Genomic DNA, 19,599 nt, shown 5'->3' on the forward strand with positions numbered 1-19,599 from the left:
CGGAAACCGCTCTGAGCCAGAGCCGCCGGGGCGCTCAGCCGAGCTTGCGCCCCACCCAGACCACGCGGCCGATGATATTGATGTCTTCGGCCGGGCAGTCCGGCCATGACGGATAGGCCGGATTGTCGCTGCGCACCGCTACGCGCCCTCCCACCGGGTTGAGCGCCAGCCGCTTGACCATCAGCGCATCGTCCAGCCTGAGCACATAGACGCCGTCGCGCAGGTGTTCCGCCCCGTCGCTGCGGTCGATCATGATGTCGTCGCCATCGGCCAGCGTCGGCTGCATCGAATCCCCCTGCACGCGGATGATCGACAGCCGGTCGGCGGGCGCGCGCGTCAGCCGGCGCAGCCAGGTGCGGTCGAAGCTCATCGGATAGAGCGGCTGTTCGCGGTCGACCACGGCACCGCCCCCGGCCGATGCCCCGATATCCAGCCGGGCGATCGGCAGCAGCCGCTCGGCGACCGTCGCGATCACACCGCCCGGATCGGCCGCGCCAAGCACCGTCTCGCTGACGCCGAAATAGCGGGCGAGCGTGCGGCGATCGTCGCCGTCGAGCTTGCGCGGCACGCCGCGTTTGATGAATTGCTGGATATAGGCGGCGTTGCGGCCGATCAGGCGTGAAATGCCGGCATAGTCTTCGCCACGGGAGCGGATCAGGCGGTCCAGCTCGGCACGCGGATCAATGCTGGTCATATCCTCATCTATCATAGGCATTAGCCTATACCAACAGGGTTTTGACGATCCATGCCCCAGTCGCGGGATGGCGCGCCATGCCGGGGAATCGTGCCGAGGATAGACATTACCCCCTCCCCTGTCCGCCCATCCTGTCCAGAGTCGAGCCATTCACGCTCTCGCTCCGCCGGTTGACGCTGGATCCGATGTTTCTGCCGGGTCCGTCCAGTGTGACTGCGATGTCACAATGGTGGTTAATCCCGCCATTTCATCCGCCTGAATCGCAGCCATGCGCCCGGCCCCGGCCGCCATCCCTCTATGATGTCGGTAGTTTTGACAGCGTCAGGCAGGATTTTGGAATGAAGATGACGGTTTTGTTGGCATCGGTGGCAGTCGGCTCGCTTGCAGTGCCGGTCACGGGTGCCATGGCGGCGGTCGAGGCTGTGACGGCCGCCGTTGAAGCCTCCGAAGCTGCGGAGCCGCAGGCGGGCAAGGCCGCGCCGCCGGCCGAAGTGTTTTCGACCGGCGTGGCCAAGGGCCGCGACCGTCTGGACAGCGCCACCTCGACCAGCTCGCTGCGCGCGACCGAGATCGAGAAATTCGGCGCCCGCTCGCTCGCCGAAGTGTTCCGCAACATCCCCGGCATCCGCGCCGAAGCGATCGGCGAAGGCCTTGGCAACTACACCATCCGCGGTCTGCCGCTCGCCTCGAGCGGATCGAAATGGCTGAACTTCCAGGAAGACGGCCTGCCCGTCGTCGAGTTTGGCGACATCAACCTGCTGACGCCGGATTCGCTGCTGCGCTTCGACCTCAATGTCGGCCAGATCGAAACCATCCGTGGCGGCTCGGCCTCGACCTTCGCGTCCAACTCGCCGGGCGGGGTGATCAACCTCATCTCCAAGACCGGCGATGTCGAAGGCGGCGCGCTTCAGGCCTCGACCGGCATCGACTATCAGGATTACCGCGTCGACTTCTCCTATGGCGCGCGCCTCAGCGAAACCGTGCGCTTCCATGTCGGCGGCTATTACCGCGAGGGCGAAGGCCCGCGTGACAATGGCTTCACCGCCTATCGCGGCGGCCAGATCAAGTTCAACATCACCAAGGATCTGCCGACCGGCTATATCCGGCTCTACGGCAAGTATCTGAGCGACCGCACCCCGCTCTATCAGGGCGTGCCGATCGCGGTGACCGGCACCAACGAGAACCCGAATTATTCGAACGTGCCGGGCTTCGACGCCTCGCGCGACGTGCTGCAGGGCCGCAACATCAGCAACTATGTGATCCCCAACGGCCAGAACAACCTGACCCGCTTCGACGCGCGCCAGGGCATCAACCCGACCGTCAAGTCGATCGGGCTTGAGGCGCAGTTCGATGTCGGCGACTGGACCATCACCGAGCGCTTCCGCTATTCCGACATCGGCGGCAGCGTTCAGATCGCGCTCCCGCTGGCGACGGCACCGGCCCCGCTGCTGATGGGGGCGCTCGGCGCGCCGGGCGGCCGTCTGCGCTATGCCAATGGCGACCGCGCGGGCCAGCTTGTTGCCAGCCCCGCCGCCCTCAACGGCAACGGCCTGCTGGTCAACAACATGCTCTTCAACACCCAGATGAAGAACATGGACAACATCACCAACGATCTGCGCGCCAGCCGCGTGTGGAAGGCGGGTGCCGGTGAGCTGACGACCACCGTCGGTCTCTATGCCTCGCGCCAGTCGGTGTTCAACGACTTCCTGGGTTCGAGCATCATCAACGATGTGCGCGGCGGCGGCAATGCGGCGCTGCTCGATCTGATCACCGCCGGCGGCACCCAGCTGACCCAGGGCGGCTTCTTCAACTTCAACGGCACGGTCGCGGCCAGCTTCGACGCGGACTATCAGGTCCTCGCGCCCTATGCTTCGGTCAACTACAAGGTCGGCAAATTCTCGTTCGGCGGCAGCATCCGCTTCGATCGCGGCAATGTCGAAGGCCAGGCCTTTGGCTACACCATCGGTGCCACCAACCTGCCGACCATGCCCGTCGACATCAACCGCGATGGCACCATCTCGTCTGCCGAGACCCGCACCACGCGCTTTGACTTCAACGCGCCGTCGCTGGTCGATTATAACTACAACTATGTCAGCTATTCGGCGAGCGTGAACTACCGCGCGTCGGACTCGCTGGCAGCCTTTGCCCGCTACAGCCGGGGTGGCCGTGCCGCGGCCGACCGCATCCTGCTCACCCCGGCGATCAACCCGGTCACCGGCCGGCTGGCACCGGGCGAGGACGGTTATGACGCCGTCACCCAGACCGAGCTGGGCCTGAAGTTCCGCAAGTCGAACCTCACGCTGAACCTGACCGGCTTCCTCGCCGACACCAGCGAGAGCAACCTGCAGGTGACGTCGAACGCAGCCGGCGACACCATCGCGGTGCTGCTGGCCCGCGATTACCGGGCCTATGGTCTGGAGTTTGAAGGCGCGGTGACGTTCGGCAACTTCAGCCTGACGGCGGGCGCGACCTATACCAAGGCGGAGATCAAGGCCGACGCCACCCAGCCGCAGTTCGTCGGCAACACCCCGCGCCGTCAGCCGCACCTGATCTTCCAGGCGACGCCGCAGTACAGCACCGATCTGTTCACGGTCGGCGTCAACGTGGTGGGTCATACCGACAGCTACACGCAGGACCAGAACCAGCTGCGTCTGCCGGGCTTCACCATCGTCAGCCCGTTCCTGCAGGTGCGACCGGCCGACCGGGTGACGGTGATGCTCAATGTCAACAATGTGTTCGACACCATGGGCATCGTCGAAATCTCGCAGGGCGCGCTGCCGGCCACCGGCGTCGTGACCGGGCGAACGATCAACCCGCGCACCGTCTCGGCGGCGGTCCGCTTCAACTTCTGAGGAACGCCGTTCCGGCCGGGGCACCCCGCCCCGGCCGGAACAGACATAAGCGGGCCGCCCACAAGGCGCGGCCCGCGCTTTTTTGCTTGCGACAGATGGCAGCCCTCCGAAGCAAATCGGCGGTGACGGGGCCGAAACCGGGCTCGCGGGCAAGTGCCTGCGCAGTTCGTGTCAAAATGGTCCCTTTTCCGAGAGTTGATCGCAAACTGGGCTGTTGATCGCGATGCCCGACATTGCCATGACCGCCGCCAACTCATGGGGGTGGTTCATGCGCAGCGTTTCGGTCGCGTCGGTTCTTGCAAGTCTGTTTGCCCTGTCTGCCTGCGGCGGTGGCGGCGGAGCCGGCGTCAATCCGACGCCCGCGCCTCCGGTCGCAGCACCTTCGCCCACCCCCGCGCCTGCTCCCAGCCCTGCCCCGGCGCCTAGCCCGAGCCCCGCGCCTGCGCCCAGCCCTGCGCCGGCACCTGCGCCCAGCCCCGCGCCTGCACCCAGCCCCGCACCGGCCGCGCCGCCGCTCAACAACACGTCTCTTGCCCCGATCCTGTTGTCCGACACCTTCCCGGCAGACGGGGCCAGGGTGACGGCCACCTATGCTCCGGGCAGCATCGTGGCGGCGAACAGGCCGGCTGGCTCGGTGCCATTGTCGATCGAGTATGACGCCGCGGCCCGCAGCTATGCGATCCTGTCCGGCCAGGACAGGCTTGCCACGCTCCAGACCCAGGGCGCGGGCGTGCTTGCCAGCAACCCGGTGTTCGACGTGTTCCGGGCCGTTGGCGGTCTGGTCACCAGCACATTGCGGTTGACGCGGACCGGCGAGACCAGCCGGTATGGCACCAGGTTCGTCGCTGGCGGCGTGCTGGAAAATGTCGAGCCGCTTGGCGGATCGAACCTTAACCAGGTGACGAGCTTCGTTTTCGGGCTTCGAACGCCGGATGCAGACATTCCGCGCGCCGGCAGTGCGAGCTTCAGCGTCGGCCTGCTCGGCTCCTACACCAGCTTCAACGACTTGCGGCCGATAACCGGGGGTGGCCTGCTCACCCTGGATTTCACAACCGGGCGCACGACCGGCAGCGGTACCGGCACGTTCCGGCTCGGCAGCGATCCGGATTTCTTGTCCCCCGGCTATTTCCGCTGGTCGACGAATGGCACCTTCGCGGCCGCATCGAACCGGCTGCAAGGCGATATTCAGCTTGAACTGACCCCGGGATCGCCTCTGCCTGGCTCAATCGACGGCCGGCTGTTCGGTCCGTCGGCCAGTGAACTGGGTGCGTCGTTCAGCGCCGGGTTCGGCCTGCAGATGGCTGCCGGGACATTGACCGGCACGCGGGGCACCGCCGCACCGGCCGTCGAAACGCTCGCGACGCTGACCTCGAATGTGACCCTCCAGGAATTTAGGACAACCCTGGCCGCCAACCTGTCATCGACTCCGGGACGGTTCGCGCTCCTTGGGACACAGTCGATCGCGCAAAGCAGTATCCGCATCCGTCAGATCGCCCCGGACGTCCAGGCGATCGAGATGTTTGCCAACCCGCTGACGCCGGCCACGAGGCTCGACTCGCTGTCGGACACATTGTTCGTAGCCTATCGCAACACCAATCCCGATGGTGCCCTCGTGCGAACAACGCGGCTTTACCGTTACGCCACACCAAATCCGGAACTGCAGCTGACCTATTCCACGTTCGCACTGACCGAGATGGCCAGCCCCACCAGCCTGACGGACTCTACGACGGTCTTCGGGCTCCAGACCGGGTTCGCGAATACACCGCGTACCGGCAGTGCCGTGTATGAAGGGGTGCTTCACGGCACGGCCATAGGTGCAGGCGCGGACGGCGACCGGTTCAGCCTGCGCGGCGATGCCCGGCTGGAGTTCGACTGGCCGGCACAGACGATCGGCGGCAGGCTGGCCCCGGTCGCCACCAATCTGCGGACCAATGCTGTCTCCCCGCTTGGCAGCTTTACGATCCGCAGTTCATCGTCCTCATTCTCGGCTGGGTTCCAAGCCGTGATCGGCGGGCAGCCAGGTGCTGCCGGACGTCTTCTGGGCTTTTTCTTTGGACCCAACGCCGAAGAGGCGACCGGGGTATTTTCGCTGTTCACGCCCGGTGCGGGCACCGTGCTGGCCGCGCAAGGCGCGGTTGCGACCCGGCAAACCTCGACCGGGCCGACATCGGGTCAGCCCGCCGCATCGCCGCCGCCCGGCCTGCCGCTGGCCGAACCATGGCCGACGCCGCTCAACCCCAGCCTCGACAATCTGACCGTCAGCGAGAGTTTCCTCGCCGACGCCCGCCGATCGAACCAGTTCTACCCGTTTTCCGGTACAAGCGTGTTTTCGGTCGAAGAAGGGCGGCTCACGGTCAGTTATGATGCGGCGACAGGCAGCTACACTGTGTCGTCGCCCGGCTCCGCCGCACTGCCGGCGGCGAGCGCAACCTTCATGCCGGCGGATCGTGACATCGCCGCGAGCAATGCCACAATCACGGTGTTCCGTTCAGGAAGCGGCAGCGCGCGTAACGAACTCCGCCTCAGCACATCCGGCGCGCAAAGCCTGATCGGCACGCGCCATGTCGGCGGCGGCATCTGGCGGCAGGTGGATGACCAAGGGGGCATCGAACGCAACACGCTGCACGGCTTCAGCTTTGGCTACCGCACCCCCAATGCGGATATTCCACGCACCGGAACGGCTGATTTCGCGATTGCGATCGAAGCCCTTCGCCCGGGATTTGGCGGGCTGCAATTGCTGCACGGGACGGGCCAGCTTCGCATCGACTGGGCGTCCCGGCAGATCTCCGGCTTCGGAACATCGGTTGTGCGGGGAGAGCTGGACAATGGCGCGCCCAGGACGAGGCTCGCGAGCTTTACCGTGGAAGGCATTCCAAGCTCGGTCAATCTGTTCCAGACCTCGCTCCGCATCGCCAATGAAGCGACCGCTTTCGGCCAGGCTTATCTCTACGGCCCGGGCGGCAGCGAACTGGGCGGCTCGCTCACCTTCAGCTCGGGCGGGGCTGTGTCGACGGATTTCAGCGGCTATATGATCGGCGCTCGCGGCGTTACCCCGCCTCCCCCGGAAACGCTCGCCCGGTTGCGCGACGCGGCGACCCTCGACAGCGAGGGCACTGGCATCAACTATGTCCGGGCGACCGGCAGCCCCGAAACGGTCGGCCAAGCATCGACCATCGTCGATAACGGCCAGGTGAGGCTGTTCCCCGGAACCGGCCTGACCCAGTTTTCGCAGCGCGATCTGCCCGCCCAGGCGGCAACCGAAGTCGGCCCGGCAAGCCGGGTCGCGGCGGAAAGCGATGCCCGCTTCACCACCTATCGCGTGACCGGGGCGAGTGGCGTCACCACCTGGCGCGTTTACAACAGCGGTGCCGGCAATGATCAGCTGGCGCTCAGCTATGCCAGCTTTGCCGAGATGGTGTTCGCCGGCGCTAACGGGAGCGGCGCGGACCGGTCGGTGATCTTCGGGTTCAACACGCCGCTCGACCGCATTCCGCGCACGGGAAGTGCCACCTATCAAGGGGTGCTCCACGGCACCGCAGCAGGCATTGGCACGTCGGGCCAGGACCGGTTCACGCTCGCCGGCACCGGCCGGATTGACGTTAACTGGGCTTCGTTCGGCTTTGGGGCCACACTCAATCTCAGCGCGACCAACAACAGGACCAGCGCCCGTATCGACATGGCCCCGATGATTATCGACAGCGGCTTGGTCGCAGGCAGCAACCTGTCGGCCAGTCTCGGCGGCACATATGCTGGCGATTTCCGCGGCGGGTTCTTCGGGCCGGACGCCAGCGAGGCAGCGGCGGCCCTGCGGTTCACCAGCACGCCCAATGGTGGATTGCCGGGGCTTGTCGGCCAGGCAGCCTTTGTCGGCAGGAGGCAGTAAAGCGTAATGCTGTGCTCGCTTGTGGCGGCGACGCTCGCCGCCGCCCAGGGCGTGCCGTCGCCAGCGGCACCTGCGGGGGCGCTGACCGGGCTGAACCCGGCCCAGCTGTTCGCGCTTGCGGAGCGCGCCCGCGCGACCGGGCGGATGCGCGATGCACAAGCGCTGCTCGAGGCGTTGACCGGCGATCCCGACCCCGAGATCCGTGCCGAAGCCCGGTTTCGTCTCGCCGGGCTGCTGGAGGCGGAGGGCCGGCGCGCCGAGGCGGCGACGCTGCTCCGCCGGATTCTCGATGAAAAGCCGGACGCAGCACGAGTGCGGGTCGAGCTGGCGCGGCTGTTGACGGCAATGGGGGAGACCGGCGCGGCTGGACGTGAACTGCGCCAGGCGCAAGCCGCGGGTCTGCCGCCTGACATCGCCCGGATCGTCGATCAGTTCCGCACCGCACTGCGCTCGCGCGCGCCGATCGGTGCGACCTTCGAACTCGCCATTGCGCCCGACAGCAATGTCAACCGTGCGACCGGCCGTCAGACGCTCGACACCGGGCTGTTCCCGATCGAACTCAGCCCGGACGCCCGCGCCCGCTCAGGCGTCGGTTTCGCGCCCTCGGGTCAGGTGTATCTGCGCCTTCCGCTGTCGTCGCGGCTGAGCCTGCTCCCCCGGTTCAGCGGCAGCGCGCGGCTCTATGCGGCGGACAGCTTCAACGACATCCAGGTCGAACCCGAAATCGGGCTTGAGCATCAAGGGGCCGATGGCAGCCGCATCACCCTGTCGGGCGGCCATGACTGGCGCTGGTTCGGCGGCCCGGTTTTCTCGCGCACCCGCAGCGTGACGATCGACTGGCTGCGCCCCATCGGCCGTCGCGGGCAGCTGACCGCGAGCGCGGGAGCAAACTGGGCGCGTTTTCCGCGCAATGGCGGCCAGGACGGCGCTGGTTATCAGCTGTCGGCGACCTATGAGTTCGCGGTCAGCGCACGCGCCGGGGCCGCGCTGACACTGAACGGCGCGCGGCAGGAGGCCCGGGATCCCGGATTCGCCAACTGGTCCGGCGGCCTGTCAGCGCTTTACTTTCACCAGATCGGCCGCGCGAGCCTGTTCGGTTCTGCCGCTATCCGCCGGCTGGAAGGCGACGGCCCCCTGTTCATCTTTCCTCGGCCTCGGCGCGAATGGTTCCTGCGCGGTGTGGTTGGCGGCACGTTCCGCCAGCTGAGCGTGCGTGGCTTTGCGCCCGTGATCCGCGTCGTCGCCGAACGCAACATCTCGACGGTCGGCCTGTTCGATTATCGTCGGCTGGCGGTCGAGGCCGGCCTCAGCCGTACATTCTAGTCTCAGCCCCAGATGGGCGAGCGCATGGCCGACGCCGCAATCGCCCGCGTCGTTGGCAAAGCTAAGGAAGCAAAAAATGGCAAACCTTAGTCAAGCGCCTGATATTAGGTCGTTTTTAGGTAGAGATGGCGCACCCAAGAGGATTCGAACCTCTGGCCTCTGCCTTCGGAGGGCAGCGCTCTATCCAGCTGAGCTATGGGTGCGTGGAGGGGCCGCTTAGCAGGGGTTTTCGCATGGCGCCAGCCCCTTATCGCACCAGCCTCAGCGAATGCCGGGGCGCGGCGGCGGGGTGATCGGCTGGAACGGGGCGAGTGCGCAGGCCGGGCCGGGCTGCGCGCTTGGCCCTTGCAGCACGGTGATGATGTCCTGCGCGCACAGCTGGGTGAGCGATGTCTGATAGGCAAAGCGCTGTTCAAAGCCGAGTGTCGGGCAGGATTGGGGCAGGACGGTGCGGTAGATGCGCGCGCCGCTGCCCCAGTCGATCACCCGGTCGCTCCGCACCCTGCTCTGCTTCAGATCGCTGATCGGCACGCAGTTGCGCGCCGGCCCGGCAAAGCGCGCGCCGTCGCGATAGCCCTGGCCGTCGGCGCTTGGCTGTGCCGCCGCCTCGGCTGCGGCCCGCGCGGCCGCGCGCTGATCGTCGCTCGCACAGGCGGCGAGCAACATGGCTGCGATGATGCTGATCGGGACTCGGATCGGCCTGTCCTCCTGCCTGCCGGGCGCAAGGCTGCACCGGCCGGGCGGGTTCAGGCAAGCGTCTTGGGCTTGAACCGGCACAGATCGGCGACCGGGCAGCGCCAGCATTCAGGCCGCCGCGCCTTGCAGACATAGCGGCCATGCAGGATCAGCCAGTGATGCGCGCCCAGCCGGAACGGCTTGGGCACGCGCTTTTCCAGCCCCCGTTCGACCGCCAGCACCGTCTTGCCCGGCGCCAGCCCGGTGCGGTTGCAGACGCGGAAGATATGGGTGTCGACGGCAAAGGTCTCCGCGCCAAAGGCGGTGTTCATCACCACATTGGCGGTCTTGCGCCCGACGCCCGGTAGCCGTTCCAGCGCATCACGGTCGGCCGGCACCTGCCCGCCATGCTCGCGGATCAGCGCTTCGGACAGGGCGATGACGTTCTTCGCCTTGGTGTTGAACAGGCCGATGGTGCGGATATGCGCCCGCAGCCCTTCTTCGCCCAGCGCGACCATCGCCTCGGGCGTGGTCACGGTTTCGAACAGCCGCTTCGTGGCCTTGTTGACGCCGATATCGGTCGCCTGCGCCGACAGCACGACGGCGACCAGCAGCGTGTAATCATTGACATAGGCGAGTTCGGTCTCGGGCGCGGGATTGGCCTCGGCCAGCCGCCGGAAAAACTCGAAGATCGCGGCCGCCTTCACAGGCCGAGCACATCCTTCATCGCATAACGGCCCGGCCCGCGCCCGGCGAGCCACAGTGCCGCGCGCAACGCGCCGCGCGCGAAGATCGCCCGGCTTTCGGCGCGGTGGCCAAGCTCGATCCGTTCGCCCTCGGCGGCAAGGATGACCTGATGATCGCCCGCCACCGAGCCGCCGCGGAGCACGGCAAAGCCGATATCGCCCGGCCGCCGCGCGCCCGTGCGGTCGACGACCGGGGTGAGCGCATGGCCCCGCCCGGCAGCCGCCGCATGGCCGAGCAGCAGCGCCGTGCCGCTGGGCGCATCGACCTTGTGGCGGTGATGCATCTCGAGGATCTCGATATCCCAGTCCGCCCCCAGCCGCGCCGCCGCCTGCTCGACCAGCGCGGCCAGCAGATTGACGCCAAGCGAGGTGTTGGCCGCCTGCAGCACCGCGGCGGTGCGCGCCGCGGCGTCGATCGCCGCATGTTCGTCCGGCCCCAGCCCGGTCGTGCCGATCAGCACCGGCGTGCCCATGGCCTGCGCGGCGGCCAGCGTCTCGCCCAGCGCAGCGGGCACCGAAAAATCGATGAGGACATCGGCCGCGCGGGCGAGGCCCAGCACATCGCCGCCCCGGTCCACGCCGCCTGCCAGCGCCACGCCCTGTTCCGCCGCCTCGGCGGCAATGGCCCGGCCCATGCGCCCTTCGGCCCCGATGATCCCGATCGCTGTCATGGCTGTTCCGTTCCCCCAACGGCCCGCAAAGCGCAAGCATCAAAAAGATATGTTGTGTTTACACAACGAATCATATTATATCGGCAGCATAGAAACGACATGCACAACAGACTCTCCCTTTTCCGCGCCGAAGCCGGCCTGTCGCGCAAAGATCTTGCCGCCCGGGTCGACGTCAATCCGCAGACGATCGGCTATCTCGAACGCGGCGATTACAAGCCCAGCCTTGAGCTGGCGCTGCGCATCGCGCGGGTGTTCGACGTGCCGGTAGAAGCGCTGTTCTCGCTCGACCCGTTCGAGCCGGTGGCGGAGCTGATCCGCCGGTCACAGAAAGGCTGAACCATGATCTTCTACCGCTCTCCCGCCGCTCAGGGCGGCTCGGCCATGCCGGTCGGCCGGCTGCGGCTGCTGACCGGCCTTGCGCTCGGCCTGTATCCCACTGGCGGCGTCATCCTCGCCGCAGCACCCGGCGCAGCAGTGGAAATCGCCGGGCTGGTGATGATCGCCGCCGCGATCCTGTGCGCCCTGCCCGTCTATCAAAGCTCCGCCCAGCGCATCGTCGCCGAAGAGGCCATCCGGCTCGACGAACGCGAACGCCAGCTGCGCGAACGGACCCTATCGCGCAGCTATTTCATCCTGTCGGCGCTGATGCTGCTCGGCATCGCCTATGCCGGCATCGCCAGCGACACCGGCTGGTGGACGCCGGTGGGCTATCGCGCATGGAACGTGCTGTTCTGGGGCCTGTTCCTGACCGCCACGCTGCTGCCGACCGCGCTGCTCGCCTGGTCGATGACCGATGAGGATGCGGAGGGCTGAGGCCTGCACCAGCGCGGCAATGCCCCACCCCGACCCCACGGCCCGATATATTTTCCGACCTGGAAAGATATCACTTGCCAAGTCGGAAAGTCTCGCATATCTCTTTCCATACTGGAAAGAGAGGTGGCGATATGGATCCCCATGATGCGGCAACGGCGCTGACAAGCATCAGACGCACCGAAGACAAGCTGGCCGATCGGGCAAGGTGGCCGGTTCACCGGCACGCCATGTTCGGCCTTTCAGAAGGCCTGTTGATTGCCGCATTGCCTCAGCCATCGGCAATCCGGACCGGGATGATCGCGGTGGGTGCCGTGCTGATACTGGCATGCGTCTGGGACGATCGGCGTCGTCACGGCATGTTCATTTCAGGCTGGCAGAAAGGCGCCACCAGGCCGCTGACATTCATGCTGGCCGCTTTCCTCGCGACGATGGTGTGGGCGGCGCTTCACACTGGTCGTGGTGACGGGATCCAGCCTTCTGGCATGATTATCGGGGTTGTTACCTTCGTCATTTGCACCGGTGCCAGCATTGCCTGGGAACGGATTTACCGCGCCGCGCTGCTTCGCGGGGACCGGTCATGACGATTGCCGGCTTTGACGCGACACTCCACCCGCCGGCCCGGCTTCAGATTGCGGCATTGCTCGCGCGCGTCGACGAGGCCGAGTTTGCAACCATCAGAGATATTGTTGAAGTGAGCGACTCCGTCCTGTCAAAACACCTGTCCGCGTTGGTGGAGGCTGGCCATATTCGGCTTCGCAAGGCGTCGCTGGGTGGCCGACAGAGAACCTGGGCGGCACTGACCCGGAACGGCCGTCAGGCGTTCACCGCACATATTGCCGCTCTTCAACAACTGGTTGATGATGCCCAGGCCAAGATCAGAGCTGATTAGCACAGTTTGAGGCAGGTTCGGATCACTTGGCAATCGACAGGAGCGAGGCGGGGGCGATGAATGAGGGATGCTTTGCGTGCGGAGGTATTTTCGAAGCCATGTCGGGTCCGACGCACGAATATATGCAGTCATCTCCCGGGTGCTGGCACGGCTATGGCACATTGCTGGCCCGCGAATATCAGGATCGGGGGCTGTTCGGTGCCGTTCACCGGCTGACCGTCGATGCCTATGCGCTCCAGCACCCCGGCGACCCGACCGATCGACGCGCCCGGCAATCCATATGGGTTCATTATGCGGCGCTTCATCTCGCCCTGCACGCGCGGACAGATCATGCGCGCATCGCCCCGATGATGCAAAAACTCGTCACGGCCAATCTTCCGCCGCTGCCGCCGCCGCCAGTGAAGTTTGACGTGACCCTGGCTGACGTCCTCGCGCGCGGAAAAAGCGATCATGTGGCGGCGGTGACAGCATGGGCCAACTCTGCATTCCGCGCATGGGCGGCGCTTGCCGAACCAACCGCCACGTTGCTGGAAGCCGTTCAAGATCGTTCAGACGATCGTCACTTCGCGGCCCCTCGCCCGATCCGCTAGAACGGCACCATGCACCTTAGCCAGAACATCGTCATCCTGACCGGGGCGGGCATTTCCGCCGAAAGCGGGCTGGAGACGTTTCGCGCGGTGGACGGGCTGTGGGCGTCGCACCGGATCGAGGATGTGTGCACGCCCGAGGCGCTGGCGCGCGATCCGGCGCTGGTGCACCGATTCTATGACGCCCGGCGCGCGCAGCTGGATGCGGTCAGCCCCAATGCCGCGCATCAGGCGCTGGCGCGGCTCGATGCCGGATGGACGGGGGAACTGCTGATCGTCACCCAGAATGTCGACGATTTGCACGAGCGCGCGGGCGCGGTGCGGCTGGTGCATATGCATGGCGCGCTGCGTTCGGCCTGGTGCCTGGCCTGTGACGGGCGCAGCGGCTGGCACGGGCCGATGGGGGCGGAACAGGCGGGTGACTGGCCGCCCTGCCCGGCCTGCGGCGCCCGCGCGCTCAGGCCCGACATCGTGTTTTTCGGCGAAATGCCCTATCAGATGGACCGGATCGAAGCCGCGCTGGCCGGGGCCGATCTGTTCGTTTCGATCGGCACATCGGGGGCCGTCTATCCGGCGGCGGGCTTTGTCCGTTTGGCGGTGGCGCATGGCGCGCGCACGCTCGAGCTCAATCTGGAACCGTCGGCCGGAAGCCGCCTGTTCGACGACAGCCGCTTCGGCCCGGCAACCGAGCTGGTGCCGCACTGGGTGGCGGAGCTGACCGGCGGCTGAGCGCCGGTCGGCCCGGCACGGGCGATGAGGCCCGTGCCGGACGCGCCGGTCAGAAGTTCACCCGGGCGGTGACGCCGTAATAACGGTCGGCGTCGCGCGGGATGATGTAGCGATAGCTGCCCGCCGGTCCGCCGCTCACGATCGAGGCGGCAAAGCTCTGGTCGAACAGATTGCGGACCTGGAAGGTCACGCGGTAGCGATCCTCGGGATCGACCAGCCCGGCCTGCAGGTTGACGAGCGCATAGCCGTCGATCGTCGTGCGCTCCCGCACCACCGGATCGGGCGAGAACTGCCCGAGCTGGCTCGACTGCACATTGGCCTGACCGCCGAAGAACAGATCGACCGCCCCGCCGGTGCGCCAGCGATAATCGGCACCGATCGAGCCCTTCCACTTGGGCGCGAACGCCAGTTCGGTGCCCGAGGGAATGACCTGGGTCGGCAGCGCGCCGGGCGGCAGCTGGAACCGGTCGACCTTGGCATCGGTGTAGGCAAGGCCGCCGGTGATGCTGAGGTCGCTCGCCGGACGCCAGATCAGGTCAAGCTCTGCCCCGCGCGTCGACACCGACCCGGCATTGGTGAAGCGCGTGACGATCACGCCCGCCACCAGATCGGGGTTGTTGGCCTGGAAGTTGCGGTATTTGGCATAGAAGGCCGCGAGGTTCAGCACCAGCTTGCCGCCGAACAGCGTGTTCTTCATGCCCAGTTCGAACGCGTCCGACTCTTCCGGATCGAGCGCATCAGTGCCGACCTGGGTAAGGTTGAAGAACACGTTGAACGCCGGCCCCTTATAGCCGCGCGTGTACATGCCGTAGATCATCGAATCGTCGAGCACGTCGAACTGCAGGCCGACCCGGCCCGACAGATTCTCGGCATCGGTCTTGCTGCGGAACGGGGCCGCGGGCTGGCCGACGCCGCCCGGCACGACCGGGAAGCTGGGCTGGATGCCCGGCCCGGCCAGCGTCGTGTTGCGGCTGAGGAACACGTTCAGCTGGTCAAGCGTGAAGCGCAGCCCGGCAATCGCGCGGAAGCGTTCGGTGAAGTTGAACGTCGCCTGGCCGAACAGGGCGGTCGTCTTGAACACCGACCCGAAATCGGCAACCCCGGTCGGGAAGGTGCTGGCCGGCGCGCCGGGCGCACCGCAGGCGACGAGCGGGTTGGGCGTCGGATTGCCGGCGGTGTTGCAGGCGATCACGTCGCGCTGGAAAATCCGGCGGTTTTCGGCGCGCGAATAATAGGCGCCGACGACGTAGTCGATGAACTCGCCGCCCGGCGAGGCAAGGCGCAGTTCCTGCGAGAAGGTGCTGCTGTTCTGCGGGCCGCGATCATGCAGCTGCTGCAACCCCGCGCCCTGGAAGGCGGCGGGCAGCCAGTCGCCGTCGCGGATCTCGGTGTTGCGCCAGTCGCGATAGGCGGTGATCGAGGTGACGGTCTGCGTGCCGACCTGCGCGTCGAGCTGCATCGACGCACCCCAGCCGCGTTCTTCGGTGCGGGTGATGAGGTTCTGGTTGATCTGGCGGGTTTCGTCGCCGCGCGGCGTCGGTAGCACACTGAACACCGGGTTGGTGGTCGGCAGGCCCGCGCCGGTCAGCGGCCCGGTGCCGATCACTTCGGCGCAGCAATCATCGCTGTTCTTGTAATAGTCGAAGATGAAGGTCGCCTTGACGTTCGACCAGTCGCCGCGCGCCTTGATGCGGCCGCCATAGCGTTCATAGCCGTTGACGGTGCGGTTGCGGGTCTGCGCGACATTGGTGATGTTGCCATCCCAATTGGCGTAATAGCCGGTGGCGCGGACCGCGAAATTGTCGGTGACCGGCACGTTGACGAGCATGCGGCCGCGATATTCGTCGTCCGAGAACCAGCCGGCCTCGACATAGCCCTCATAATCCTTGCCGGGCGCGCGGGTGATGATGTTGATCACGCCCGCCGAGGCGTTCTTGCCGAACAGCGTGCCCTGCGGGCCGCGCAGCACTTCGAGCCGGTCGACATCGACCAGTTCCTGAAAGGCTTCGCCCGACCGCGCGAGCACGACGCCGTCAAGCACGGTCGACACCGACGGCTCGCCGGCGATCGAGAAGGTCGAGGTGCCGACGCCGCGCAGGAACAGCGACTGGTTGAGCGTCGTGCCCGACTTCAGGAAGTTGAACGACGGGATCAGATTGACCGCGCCTTCAAGATTGACGCGCCCCTGCGCCTCCAGCGCATTGCCGCTGAGCACGGTGATCGCGACCGGCACGTCCTGCAGACGTTCGGAGCGCAGCTGTGCGGTCACGACGATATCGGCCGGCTCGGACGCGGCGGCCTGTTCGGGCGCGCCATCCTGAGCGGCGTTCTGGGCATAAGCCGGGCTGGCGGCGGCGAGCGCGATAAGGCTGGAGGTCAACCAGACAGATTTCATTGCGATTTCCCCTCGGACAGACGTCGCCGCTTTTTTTTGGCAGCGTTGTCATAAATGCTAAGCAGAAATCCTTATGGTGCGAAAGGGGATCGCGGGTCAGCAAAGCATTTGTTTGGCGGGGCGTTGCGCGGCTGCATCACCCGGGGCGGCCGGCACCGGGGCTGAACCCCGGCACCGGCCCCTATTCGCTCAGCCGGCCTGTTCGCTCAGCCGCGCAGCTCGGCCAGCTCGACGACGCGCTTTTCGCGCGCGCTCAGTTCCGCCGCCGCGCCGATCTCGACCGCGCGCAGCCCGTCCTCGGCCGACACGATCACCGGCCCCTGCCCGCGCACCGCCGCATTGAACGCCTGATGCTGATAATAGGTCGAGCCATGATGCTGCCCGGCCTTGAGCGCGGTTTCATCGACCGGCACGGTTTCGCGCGTCGCCTGTTTGGGGTTCATGAAGCCGGTGCGCGGCGAATGGACGATCACGCTTTCGGGAATCAGCACATCGAGGCGCGCCTTGTCGCCCACCGCGGTGATTTCTTCCTGATTCTCGGCCCCGTCGGCGAACATGCACAGATCAAGCATCGCACGCACGCCATTGTCGAAATCGACGACCGTGTAGCTGTTGTCGATGATGTCGGGTTTTTCCCCGCCATAAATTTCGTCCTGATGATTGACGTCCATCGCCCCCGAACAATAGACGCGGACCGCCTCGGCACGCACGATCAGCCGCATCAGATCGAAGAAATGGCAGCATTTCTCGACCATCGTGCCGCCGGTATTGCGGCTGAACCGGTTCCAGTCGCCAACCTTGGGCAGGAACGGAAACCGGTGCTCGCGGATCGACAGCATCTGCAAGCGGCCGATGCGCCCGCCATGCACCTGCTCGATGAACCGCGCGGCCGGCGGCATGAAGCGATATTCCATCGCCGTCCAGAACAGATGGTCGCGCGCCGCCGCCCGCCCCGCCACCCAGCGCGCATCGGCCACGGTGGTCGCCAGCGGCTTTTCGCACAGGATGTGGACGGGCAGGTCCATCAGCGGCTCCAGCACCGCCCGGTGCGTGTAGTTCGGCGACGCAATGATCACCGCATCGACCGTGCCCGACCGCACCATCTCCTCGCCCGACGCAAACTGCTTCGGCTCCGACCAGCCGGCAGCGGCGTCGCGCGCCCAGCCGAGCGAGGTGTCGACCGGATCGGTGATCGCGGTCAGCTCGGCGCCCGGCGTCACGCGCAGATTCTGGATGTGTTCGACGCCCATCATTCCGGTGCCGATCAATCCGTAGCGAACCCTGCTTCCCATTTCCTCTCCCTTCGTGTCATATGACAACGATGACATACCTTCCCTTCTCACCCGATCCGCGCCCGCTCGGCAAGAGCGGGATCATGGTTTCCCCGCTTGCGTGGGGGATGTGGCGCTTTGCCGGCGACGATGTCGCCGCCGCGCAGGCCAGGGTCGAAGCAGCCCTCGCCGCCGGCGTCACGCTGTTCGACACCGCCGATATCTACGGCCCCGACAATGGCGAGCCGTTCGGCGCGGCGGAAGCCCTGCTGGGCCGCGTGTTCGCGGCGTCGCCGGGCCTGCGCGACCGGATGGTGCTCGCCACCAAGGGCGGCATCGTGATCGGCACGCCTTATGATTCGAGCGCCGCCTATATCGGCGCTGCGATCGACGCGTCGCTGAAGCGTCTGGGCGTCGAGCGGGTCGAACTGTGGCAGATCCACCGCCCCGACATCCTCACCCATCCGCAGGAAGTGGCCCGCGCGCTCGAGGCCGCCCATGCCGCCGGCAAGATCATGGCGGTCGGCGTGTCCAACTTCACCCCGGCCCAGACACAGGCGCTCCAGCATTTCCTGCCGGTGCCGATTGCCGCGACCCAGCCCGAATTCTCGGCGCTCGCGCTCGATCCGCTGCGCACCGGACTGTTCGATCAGGCGATGACGATGGGGCTGACGCCGCTGGCCTGGTCGCCGCTTGGCGGCGGCCGCATCGCGACGCCCGGCAATGCCCGCGAACAGGCGGTGGCCGATCTGCTGGATGCCAAGGCGGCGGCGCACGGCGTCGGGCGCGGCGCGGCGGCGCTCAGCTGGATCATGGCCCATCCGGCGCGGCCGATCCCGATTGTCGGCACCCAGCGGGTCGAGCGGATCGCGGAGATCCCGGACGCGCTCAAGCCGCGCTGGACGCGGGCCGAATGGTATGCCGTGCTCGAAGCATCGATGGGAGAGAGACTGCCGTGAAACCCTGCGAAATCAGCTGGTTCTCAGCGCTTTGTGACGATGATTACGAGTTTCTGGGGGTTCCCGATCCCAAGCTCGCGTCGAGCTGGGAACATTGCCGCGACATCGTTCTGCAGGCCGAAAGCGGCGGCTTCGACAATATCCTGCTGCCATCGGGCTATACGCTCGGCATCGACACCACGGCCTTTGCCGCGGCGATCGCGACACTGGTCAAGCGCATCAGGCTGCTGATGGCGGTGCGCGTCGGCGAAAGCTGGCCGCCCCAGCTCGCCCGGCAGATCGCCACCATCGACCGCATTCTGGGCGGGCGGCTGACCGTCAACATCATCTCGTCGGACCTGCCGGGGGAAACGCTGCCGTCGGCGCCGCGCTATCAGCGCTGTGTCGAGGTGATGCAGATCCTGAAGACGCTGCTCAACGGCCAGCCGCTCGACCATCAGGGCGAGTTCTACAAGATCGCCATCGATCCGCCGCGCATCGGCACCGTGTCGGGCAAATGCCCGCCGCTCTATTTCGGCGGCCTGTCGCCCGATGCGCGCGATGCGGCGGCCCGGGCGGCCGATGTCTATCTGATGTGGCCGGATACCGAGGCCAATGTGCAGGCGATCATCGCCGACATGACGGCGCGGGCCGCCGCCTATGGCCGCACGCTGCGCTTTGGCTATCGCGCCCATGTCATCGTGCGTGAAAGCGAGGACGAGGCACGCGCCTATGCCCGGCGGCTGCTGTCGCGCCTCGATGCCGAAACGGGCGCGGCGATCCGGCAGAAATCGCTCGATTCGGCCTCGGTCGGCGTGACCGCGCAGGCGATGCTGCGCGAAGGCGCCGATGATGAGGGCTTTGCCGAACCGCAGCTGTGGACCGGCATCGGCCGTGCCCGCTCGGGCTGCGGCGCGGCGATTGTGGGCGATCCCGATCAGGTGCTCGCCAAGCTTGAACGCTATCGCGCGCTCGGCATCGAGGCGTTCATCCTGTCGGGCTATCCGCACGCCGCCGAGGCCGATCTGTTTGCCCGGCATGTGCTGCCACGCATCGATCACGCGCCGCTCGGCTGAGCTGACCCCACGCTGTTTCGTGAGCGGCCCGGACGCCCAGTGCGTCCGGGCCGCTTC

The 19,599-nt window shown here is 66.6% G+C and carries 17 protein-coding genes and 1 tRNA gene; 11 read left to right on the forward strand and 7 right to left on the reverse strand.

All coding sequences use genetic code 11. The annotated features are described in order from the left end of the window. Nucleotides 1-34: 34 nt before the first annotated feature. A complete protein-coding gene (locus OPU66_RS01065; RefSeq protein ID WP_498551741.1) occupies nt 35-694 on the reverse strand; it encodes a S24 family peptidase in 660 nt (219 codons plus the stop codon). A 338-nt stretch (nt 695-1,032) separates the two neighbouring features. On the opposite strand from OPU66_RS01065, the gene OPU66_RS01070 reads away from it, so the two are divergent. From OPU66_RS01070 to OPU66_RS01080, 3 genes are all read left to right on the forward strand, one after another. Beyond that, nucleotides 1,033-3,546 (forward strand): TonB-dependent receptor domain-containing protein, encoded by a 2,514-nt coding sequence (locus tag OPU66_RS01070; RefSeq protein ID WP_498551742.1) that lies wholly within the window; start codon nt 1,033-1,035, stop codon nt 3,544-3,546. A gap of 577 nt (nt 3,547-4,123) precedes the next feature. Further along, nucleotides 4,124-7,429 (forward strand): HupA family protein, encoded by a 3,306-nt coding sequence (locus tag OPU66_RS01075; protein WP_498551743.1) that lies wholly within the window; start codon nt 4,124-4,126, stop codon nt 7,427-7,429. Nucleotides 7,430-7,435: 6 nt separating this feature from the next. Further along, nucleotides 7,436-8,752 carry a tetratricopeptide repeat protein gene (locus OPU66_RS01080; RefSeq protein WP_498551744.1) on the forward strand — a complete coding sequence of 439 codons (1,317 nt, stop codon included), beginning with the start codon at nt 7,436-7,438 and terminating at the stop codon, nt 8,750-8,752. 126 nt (nt 8,753-8,878) lie between these two features. Here the strand turns inward: OPU66_RS01080 and OPU66_RS01085 are convergent. The 4 genes from OPU66_RS01085 to dapB form a co-directional block, all read right to left on the reverse strand. Beyond that, nucleotides 8,879-8,955 (reverse strand) — tRNA-Arg (locus OPU66_RS01085). 58 nt (nt 8,956-9,013) lie between these two features. Beyond that, complete coding sequence (locus OPU66_RS01090) at nt 9,014-9,418, reverse strand: hypothetical protein (RefSeq protein WP_498551745.1); 405 nt, start codon at nt 9,416-9,418, stop codon at nt 9,014-9,016. An 80-nt stretch (nt 9,419-9,498) separates the two neighbouring features. Continuing rightward, complete coding sequence (gene nth, locus OPU66_RS01095) at nt 9,499-10,134, reverse strand: endonuclease III (protein WP_498551746.1); 636 nt, start codon at nt 10,132-10,134, stop codon at nt 9,499-9,501. Beyond that, on the reverse strand, nt 10,131-10,844 hold the full coding sequence (dapB, locus tag OPU66_RS01100; RefSeq protein WP_498551747.1) for a 4-hydroxy-tetrahydrodipicolinate reductase: 714 nt from the start codon (nt 10,842-10,844) through the stop codon (nt 10,131-10,133). The genes nth and dapB overlap by 4 nt, the downstream gene beginning before the upstream one ends. 99 nt (nt 10,845-10,943) lie before the next feature. On the opposite strand from dapB, the gene OPU66_RS01105 reads away from it, so the two are divergent. The 6 genes from OPU66_RS01105 to OPU66_RS01130 all read left to right on the forward strand — a co-directional run bounded on the left by OPU66_RS01105 (nt 10,944) and on the right by OPU66_RS01130 (nt 13,862). After that, on the forward strand, nt 10,944-11,180 hold the full coding sequence (locus tag OPU66_RS01105) for a helix-turn-helix transcriptional regulator (RefSeq protein ID WP_160593204.1): 237 nt from the start codon (nt 10,944-10,946) through the stop codon (nt 11,178-11,180). A gap of 3 nt (nt 11,181-11,183) precedes the next feature. Further along, nucleotides 11,184-11,657: a hypothetical protein gene (locus OPU66_RS01110; protein ID WP_498551748.1), complete on the forward strand. Its 474-nt coding sequence runs from the start codon at nt 11,184-11,186 to the stop codon at nt 11,655-11,657. A 131-nt stretch (nt 11,658-11,788) separates the two neighbouring features. Then, on the forward strand, nt 11,789-12,238 hold the full coding sequence (locus OPU66_RS01115; protein WP_498551749.1) for a hypothetical protein: 450 nt from the start codon (nt 11,789-11,791) through the stop codon (nt 12,236-12,238). Further along, entirely contained in the window at nt 12,235-12,546 is a 312-nt protein-coding gene (locus OPU66_RS01120) for a transcriptional regulator (RefSeq protein ID WP_498551750.1), read from the forward strand. The genes OPU66_RS01115 and OPU66_RS01120 overlap by 4 nt, the downstream gene beginning before the upstream one ends. A gap of 56 nt (nt 12,547-12,602) precedes the next feature. Beyond that, complete coding sequence (locus tag OPU66_RS01125; protein WP_498551751.1) at nt 12,603-13,136, forward strand: DUF5946 family protein; 534 nt, start codon at nt 12,603-12,605, stop codon at nt 13,134-13,136. Nucleotides 13,137-13,145: 9 nt separating this feature from the next. After that, nucleotides 13,146-13,862 carry an NAD-dependent deacylase gene (locus OPU66_RS01130; RefSeq protein WP_498551752.1) on the forward strand — a complete coding sequence of 239 codons (717 nt, stop codon included), beginning with the start codon at nt 13,146-13,148 and terminating at the stop codon, nt 13,860-13,862. Nucleotides 13,863-13,911: 49 nt separating this feature from the next. Here OPU66_RS01130 and OPU66_RS01135 read toward each other — a convergent pair whose 3' ends face one another. After that, on the reverse strand, nt 13,912-16,257 hold the full coding sequence (locus tag OPU66_RS01135; RefSeq protein WP_498551753.1) for a TonB-dependent receptor: 2,346 nt from the start codon (nt 16,255-16,257) through the stop codon (nt 13,912-13,914). 206 nt (nt 16,258-16,463) lie between these two features. Next, nucleotides 16,464-17,549, reverse strand: a complete 1,086-nt coding sequence (locus OPU66_RS01140; RefSeq protein ID WP_498551754.1) for a Gfo/Idh/MocA family protein — start codon at nt 17,547-17,549, stop codon at nt 16,464-16,466. A gap of 29 nt (nt 17,550-17,578) precedes the next feature. On the opposite strand from OPU66_RS01140, the gene OPU66_RS01145 reads away from it, so the two are divergent. Continuing rightward, complete coding sequence (locus OPU66_RS01145; RefSeq protein WP_498551755.1) at nt 17,579-18,487, forward strand: aldo/keto reductase; 909 nt, start codon at nt 17,579-17,581, stop codon at nt 18,485-18,487. Next, nucleotides 18,442-19,542, forward strand: a complete 1,101-nt coding sequence (locus tag OPU66_RS01150) for an LLM class flavin-dependent oxidoreductase (RefSeq protein ID WP_498551756.1) — start codon at nt 18,442-18,444, stop codon at nt 19,540-19,542. The genes OPU66_RS01145 and OPU66_RS01150 overlap by 46 nt, the downstream gene beginning before the upstream one ends. The last annotated feature ends 57 nt before the right edge of the window (nt 19,543-19,599 follow it).

This window comes from Sphingomonas sp. URJC2 (assembly GCF_059803575.1).